The organism is Ferruginibacter sp. (assembly GCF_031430955.1).
Taxonomy (GTDB): domain Bacteria; phylum Bacteroidota; class Bacteroidia; order Chitinophagales; family Chitinophagaceae; genus Ferruginibacter.
This window is the reverse complement of sequence record NZ_JANPCM010000342.1, coordinates 1-6461: the sequence shown is the minus strand read 5'-3', so window position 1 is coordinate 6461 and position 6461 is coordinate 1. Positions and strand designations below refer to the sequence as shown.

Annotated in this window: 7 protein-coding genes and 2 tRNA genes; 7 read left to right on the top strand and 2 right to left on the bottom strand. The window is 36.8% G+C overall.

Features of this window, described 5'->3' with window-relative positions; genetic code table 11:
- The 5 genes from ACY65O_RS09775 to ACY65O_RS09755 form a co-directional block, all read left to right on the top strand.
- Positions 1 to 739, top strand: a 739-nt coding sequence (locus tag ACY65O_RS09775; RefSeq protein ID WP_462220669.1) for a glycosyltransferase family 2 protein, incomplete at its 5' end; no start/stop codon positions are given.
- A gap of 48 nt (positions 740 to 787) precedes the next feature.
- Positions 788 to 991 carry a hypothetical protein gene (locus ACY65O_RS09770; RefSeq protein ID WP_462220668.1) on the top strand — a complete coding sequence of 68 codons (204 nt, stop codon included), beginning with the start codon at positions 788 to 790 and terminating at the stop codon, positions 989 to 991.
- A 234-nt stretch (positions 992 to 1225) separates the two neighbouring features.
- Positions 1226 to 1298: transfer RNA gene (locus ACY65O_RS09765), tRNA-Gly, on the top strand.
- Between the two features lie 74 nt (positions 1299 to 1372).
- Positions 1373 to 1458: transfer RNA gene (locus tag ACY65O_RS09760), tRNA-Leu, on the top strand.
- Between the two features lie 282 nt (positions 1459 to 1740).
- Complete coding sequence (locus tag ACY65O_RS09755) at positions 1741 to 2277, top strand: ORF6N domain-containing protein (RefSeq protein WP_462220667.1); 537 nt, start codon at positions 1741 to 1743, stop codon at positions 2275 to 2277.
- A 397-nt stretch (positions 2278 to 2674) separates the two neighbouring features.
- Here ACY65O_RS09755 and ACY65O_RS09750 read toward each other — a convergent pair whose 3' ends face one another.
- Entirely contained in the window at positions 2675 to 3385 is a 711-nt protein-coding gene (locus ACY65O_RS09750; RefSeq protein ID WP_462220666.1) for a YebC/PmpR family DNA-binding transcriptional regulator, read from the bottom strand.
- A gap of 267 nt (positions 3386 to 3652) precedes the next feature.
- Positions 3653 to 4318 carry a porin family protein gene (locus ACY65O_RS09745; RefSeq protein WP_462220665.1) on the bottom strand — a complete coding sequence of 222 codons (666 nt, stop codon included), beginning with the start codon at positions 4316 to 4318 and terminating at the stop codon, positions 3653 to 3655.
- Between the two features lie 190 nt (positions 4319 to 4508).
- Between ACY65O_RS09745 and ACY65O_RS09740 the strand changes: the two genes are divergently transcribed.
- Both ACY65O_RS09740 and ACY65O_RS09735 read left to right on the top strand, forming a co-directional pair.
- Complete coding sequence (locus tag ACY65O_RS09740) at positions 4509 to 5498, top strand: tryptophan 2,3-dioxygenase (protein ID WP_462220664.1); 990 nt, start codon at positions 4509 to 4511, stop codon at positions 5496 to 5498.
- A 27-nt stretch (positions 5499 to 5525) separates the two neighbouring features.
- Complete coding sequence (locus tag ACY65O_RS09735; protein ID WP_462220663.1) at positions 5526 to 6206, top strand: NAD-dependent epimerase/dehydratase family protein; 681 nt, start codon at positions 5526 to 5528, stop codon at positions 6204 to 6206.
- Positions 6207 to 6461 lie beyond the last annotated feature (255 nt).

Genomic DNA, 6461 nt, shown 5'->3' with positions numbered 1-6461 from the left:
CACTTTGATAAGCCCCGTTATTGTTTGGATGGAAAGCGATGCTGCCATTGCTGCCTGCCAGCCCAATTTTTTAGCCTACAACGATAAAAATAAATTTGAATATGCCGGTGCAAGCGGCGGATGGATAGATGAATTTGGTTACCCTTTTATGAGAGGGCGTGTATTTGATGTTTGCGAAACTGATAACGGACAATATGATACACCGCAGCAATGTTTTTGGGCAAGTGGTGCTGCATTATTTGTTAAAGCAAAAATTTATCATGCAATGGGCGGACTGGATGAATATTTTTTTGCACACCAGGAAGAAATTGATTTTTGCTGGCGGCTGCAAAGGGCAGGCTATAAAATTTATGTGCAGCCGGCATCGGTAGTGTACCATGTTGGTGGTGGTACTTTGCCCAAAGGCAACAGCAAAAAAACTTACCTCAACTTTAGAAATAATTTAATTATGCTGGCTAAAAATTTTTCTTTTGCAGCAGCATTATGGAAAATTCCTTTTAGAATGGCATTGGATGCAGTGGCTGCATGGAAAAGTTTATTAAGCGGCGATGGCGGCTATTATGTTGCTATTTTAAAAGCACATATTGGTTTTTTTAAATGGTTGTTTATAATAAAAAAACACCGGGCATTACCTGTAAAAAAAGACGTGCAGTTAAAAGGGTGGTACAATGGATCGGTGGTGTGGCAATATTTTATAAAAAAGAAAAAAACGTTTTTAGAAATTGTTAATAATAAATAAGTTTTTTTAACAGTTACGCCTTATTTTTGCACAGCAAATTTTTAATACATGGCACACGAAATTATAGACAACTCTGATAAGGATTTTACGCATAACTGGGTGTCGTCGTCACGTTTTATCTGGTTCTGCCAGGTTTTTTTAGTGGTGGCTTTAGTTTTAGGGGGTTGCTATAATTTATATACCCACCGATACAAAGGAAAACCGGAGGTAAAGGTGCCGGAAAATACCCTGTACAATCCTAAATACAAATAAAAATTTTTGTTGTAGCAATACAACCCTTATTTTTGCCGTCCGAAAAACGGTACTTTACTTTGAAGCTCCAGCTTCAAGAAAAAGTAAAAAGTTCTTAACATGGAAGCTGGAGCTTTTAGATACAAGCGGAAGTAGCTTCCCGATAAATATCGGGAGTAGAGCATCTAGCCTTAGGCTAGACCAAGGTTGGGGCAGCGTTAAAAAATTGAAAATATTAGTTCTTAAAATACACAAGCGGAAGTAGCTCATTTGGTAGAGCACGACCTTGCCAAGGTCGGGGTGGCCGGTTCGAGCCCGGTCTTCCGCTCAAACAATTTATCCTGACATTTTTGTTGGGATTTTTTTTCTATACCAGATTCTCTTTTTTTAGAGAATAAATACACTCGGGTGGTGGAACTGGTAGACACGCAGGACTTAAAATCCTGTTTACAGTAATGTAAGTGTGGGTTCAACTCCCATCCCGAGTACTTAACAAACAATAAAAGCCTTGATAGTATTGACTTTCAGGGCTTTTTTGTTTTTTGTTGGGGGCGTTTTTTGCATTTGCATTTCACTAATAATCTTCATTGTTTCCACACTTACAGTGGCCCCGCCAACACAACAAAAGACAATCGCAATACATCGCAGATCATAAGTACATCCACACTACCGAGGCCTGCGAAGTGCAGGAGTTGGAAACCTTAACTGAACAGCTTACAAAACATCATCCGTCCGGATAAATTATATTTACAAATCTTTAAAAATAAAACATGGCAAAAGCAAAAGCATCTGTAGCAATTATACAAGAAAAAATAGTAGATAAAATACATTTAGTACGAGGGTTAAAAGTTATGATAGATAAAGATATTGCTGAATTATACGGCGTTGAAACCAAACGGTTGAAAGAGCAGGTAAATAGAAATATAAACCGCTTCCCCAGTCATTACATGATTGAACTGACCAAAGATGAATACGAAAGTTTAAGGTCGCAAAATGCGACCTTAAAGCAAGGAGCCCATACAAAATACCTTCCGTATGCCTTTACAGAGCATGGCGTACTGATGTTGGCAAATGTTTTAAAAAGTGGCAGAGCAATAGAAATGAGTATAAAAATTATTGATGTTTTTGTAAAGCTTCGGGAAATGTTACTTACCCATACAGATATTTTATTAAAGTTGGAAATATTGGAAAAGCAAGTAGTGCAAAACAGCGATGAAATACGAACTATTTTTGAAGCCTTGAAACAGTTATTAAATCCGCCACAGGAACCAAGAAAAAGAATAGGTTTTAAACCCGATGATATTTAAAATGGAAAAACTCCAGTCCTTGATTGGGGTTTTTGTTTTAGATAAAGCACGGCAGGTAAACATGCTGTGCCGCCCACTGCGGCTAAAGATTTTATGCATCGAGTATCAATAATTTTTAAATCCTGTCGCATTATGCGGGGGTGAGTTATTACTTACTGCTTTATTTGAGATATATCAATTATTGGTGCGATGGGGCTTCGTGGTATTAGTAGCGGCTAAGTGTAATTGAAGGATACGCCGTGGGTTAAAAATCCGACGGCGGCGAAGATTAATAATAGAAGCCATGATAGCACTAGCTTTCAGGTCTTTTTTAATGTTAAGGGGCAATATAGGGGGCGGTTTTCATAAATAAAAAAGCTGCCTAAAAAAGCAGCTTCATTTTATAAAAATTTATTTCTTACTTCAAATTATGATACACCTTCTGCACATCTTCATCCTGCTCTAATTTATCAACTAATTTCAACACATCATTAGCCCCTTCTTCATCCAGCTCCATTGTGGTGGTGGGGATACGGGTAAGTTCTGCTGTTACCACTTCTATTTTCTTTTCGTCCAATGCTTTTGCCATGTGGCCAAACTCTGTAAATGCCGTGCGGATGATGATATTGCCTTCACTGTCTTCGCCAATTTCTTCCAGGCCGTAATCAATCAATTCCAGTTCCAGGTCTTCTAAATTTTGGCCGGTATTTTTTATTTTAAATTCTCCCAAACGGGTAAAGCCAAATGCCACACTGCCGCTGGTACCTAAAGAACCACTGCATTTTGTAAAGTGCATCCTTACATTAGCCACCGTTCGGGTTGAGTTATCGGTTGCGGTTTCAACCAATATAGCAATGCCATGCGGCGCATGACCTTCGTAAGTAATTTCTTCGTAGTTGCTGGTATCTTTACCCATGGCCCTTTTAATAGCCGCTTCCACACGGTCTTTGGGCATACCACATGCTTTTGCATTCAGGTAGCATCGTCTTAAGGCCGGGTTGTTATTGGGGTCGGGGCCGCTGGCTTTTACAGCAATGGCAATTTCTTTTCCAATACGGGTAAAGTTTTTTGCCATCTTATCCCAGCGGGCAAACATGCTGCTTTTTCTAACTTCAAATATTCTTCCCATGAGATTGGTTGATTGGTTTACTGGTTTACTGGTTTACTGGTTGATTAGTTTATTGGTTTATTAGTAAAGCAGTTATTCGGGATGCAAATTTAAGGAAAATCATTGCTTAAAAATAAAGTATGGTAACAGAACCCATTTACAAAGTTGTGCAAAATAAATGTTGCTGAAATTTAAAAGCTGCAGTTCTCCTTTAGAGGTTAGGGGCATCAGGGGCTTAAAAAAGCGACACCCTTTTACAGGTGCCGCTTAAACCTAAAGTATAGCCACTTAAAAGGTATAGCCAAGAGAAACTTTTACCACACGGTTATAAGCTTTAAAATTATCGTTCTTATCTAATTTTGATAAGCCGTAATCGTAACCGGCTTTTATGTTTAAGCCATTACCAAATGCATAACCAACGCCACCGGCAAGGCCAAGGTCAACACGGTTAAAATTATCGGTAAGTTCTAATTTTTTATTGTATAAAGAAATGCCTAATACACTTGTATTAATATGAAGATTAGTTTTTGCCAGGTAAGAAATTTGAGGGCCTGCATAAATGCTTAGCCCTTTTGCCACTTCGGCTTTTAAAACTAATGGCACATCAATGTAATGCGATTCTACTTTTGCACTGGCATTAACACCTAAAAATTTAAGGGCATCAATTTTTAAATCTCCCTGCATGGCATACCCTTTTTGCGAATACATTACACCGGGCTCAAAAGAAATTTTTTCGCTTAAAGGAATGCTGGCATAGCCGCCAATATTAAAGCCAGTACGGCTTTTGGTGCTGATGAAACCATTGGTAAGATCAACTACTTTGTTAAGACTGTTAAGTGCATCTCCCTGCCAGTTGGCAATGTTTACACCGGCTTGCACCCCGTAACTGATTTGTGCGTTTGCGCTGCTGATAATTATTAAACTGAAAACAGCAAGAGTAAAATTTTTTTTCATAAATGTTGGAGCAGTGTTTTAAGAGGCTGCCTGCAATATTGTTATTGAATAGTGTGCCATATTTTTTTTGGTTAGATAAAAAAACGTTAAAGCAACTGCTGTTCACTAACGTTTAACAAAAGCTCCTTTTTTAAAAAACATTTTTTACCGCTGTACATTTATGTAAGTTTGTTGAGTTAAAAAAATTGTTATGGAAAATAATGCAGTGTACTACAGCGACTATTTGCAATTAGACAAAATAATTGAAGCACAGCAACCCGAAAGTTTTAAAGAAGGAAAAATTGCAGCACATGATGAAATGCTTTTCATCATTATTCACCAGGCGTATGAATTATGGTTTAAACAAATTTTGTTTGAAGTAAATTCTGTTATTGGTATTATGAGTAAACCTGCTTTGAATGATAATTCTCCCGAAATGCAAACAGTGGTGCACCGTTTAAAAAGGGTAACAACTATTTTAAAAGTACTGGTGCAGCAGATTGATATTATGGAAACAATGACGCCAATGGATTTTTTAGATTTCAGGGATATGCTGCGACCGGCATCAGGTTTTCAGAGTTACCAGTTTAAAATTGTTGAAGCAAAGCTGGGTTTAAAATTTGAACAGCGGCACGGACAAAATTATTACACTTCTCAATTAAAAGAAAAAGATATTGCTGTTATTAAAGATGCAGAAAATGGCCAATCGGTTTTAGAATTAATTAATGCATGGTTAGAAAGAATGCCTTTTATTACAAATGAATTCTGGAATAATTATCAGCAGGTATATGTAAACAGTTTGGCCGAAGCAGAAAAAAATAATGCAGAATTTTTTGCCACTACTTTTAATGACAGTAATGCTGAAAGAAATTTATCACCCAAAGCCTGCCGTGCTGCATTGTTCATTATGCTCTATCATGGTTATCCCATGCTGGAATTACCTTTTCAATTATTAGATACCCTTTTAGAAATTGACAACCAGTTAGGCAACTGGCGCAACCGTCACATTAATATGGTAAGGCGAATGATTGGCACACGAATTGGCACTGGTGGCAGCAGCGGTGCCGGTTATTTAAAAGCTGCTATGGATAAACATTATATTTTTAAAGAGCTTACACAACTAAATAGTTTTTTAATTAACAGAAGACAGTTGCCTGTGTTACACAAAGAGTTGGTGGAACGGTTGGGGTATTTGCAGTAATTTTCTTTACTCATAATTTTACAACTTATGCAAGATCAAACTATACAAAAATTACAACTGATACTTACTGGTGCTACCGGCATGGTAGGTGAAGGTGTATTGCACGAAGCCTTACAAAATGATGCAGTAGAAAAAATATTGGTGATCAACAGAAAACCCTGTGGTGTAACACATCAAAAATTGAAAGAAATTATACATGCCGATTTTGCCAACTTATTGCCTGTAGAAAATGAATTAGTAAATTATAACGCCTGCTTTTTTTGTTTGGGTGTTTCATCTGTTGGTATGAAGGAACCGGAATTTTTTGAAAAAACATACACCTTAACAATGTATGTGGCAAAAGTATTAAGCAACCTAAATCCGCAAATGACCTTTTGCTATATTTCAGGTGCAGGCACCGACAGTACAGAAAAAGGCAGGCAAATGTGGGCAAGAGTAAAAGGCAAAACAGAAAATGATCTGCTGAAACTGCCTTTTAAAAAAGTATATAATTTAAGGCCGGGTATTTTACAACCCACTAAAGGTTTAAAAAATACTTTAAAGTATTATCATTACTTCGGCTGGCTGTTACCCATTATTAGGTTTATTGCGCCAAAATATATTTGCAGTTTAAAAGAGCTGGGACAGGCCATGATTAACGTTACCCTAAAAGGTGATACCAGAAATATTTTAGAAGTAAATGATATTCGTGATGTAGCAAAAAATTAAACAACTGCACTTTTTTATTATTAAAATTTTATTTCCCTGTAATTTAAAAAGTGTGAATTATGCAAAATAAATCATGAATTATATAACAGTTACTTTAATCAGCTCATTTACCTTTACATCGGTTTCAAAGGGAAAAGGTTTTTATAGGAAAGTGAATTTAAAGGGGCTGGATTTTTATCCTGGTCCCTTTTTTATTTACAAATAAATTTATTTTTATTACTGTTGTTCAAGCTTAATTATAAAACTGATCCCTTT

Bases quoted from the DNA above. Each gene is read 5' to 3' on its own strand.
- ACY65O_RS09770 (WP_462220668.1), top strand. From the start codon at position 788: ATGGCACACGAAATTATAGACAACTCTGATAAGGATTTTACGCATAAC.
- ACY65O_RS09755 (WP_462220667.1), top strand. From the start codon at position 1,741: ATGGCAAAAGCAAAAGCATCTGTAGCAATTATACAAGAAAAAATAGTA.
- ACY65O_RS09750 (WP_462220666.1), bottom strand. From the start codon at position 3,385: ATGGGAAGAATATTTGAAGTTAGAAAAAGCAGCATGTTTGCCCGCTGG.
- ACY65O_RS09745 (WP_462220665.1), bottom strand. From the start codon at position 4,318: ATGAAAAAAAATTTTACTCTTGCTGTTTTCAGTTTAATAATTATCAGC.
- ACY65O_RS09740 (WP_462220664.1), top strand. From the start codon at position 4,509: ATGGAAAATAATGCAGTGTACTACAGCGACTATTTGCAATTAGACAAA.
- ACY65O_RS09735 (WP_462220663.1), top strand. From the start codon at position 5,526: ATGCAAGATCAAACTATACAAAAATTACAACTGATACTTACTGGTGCT.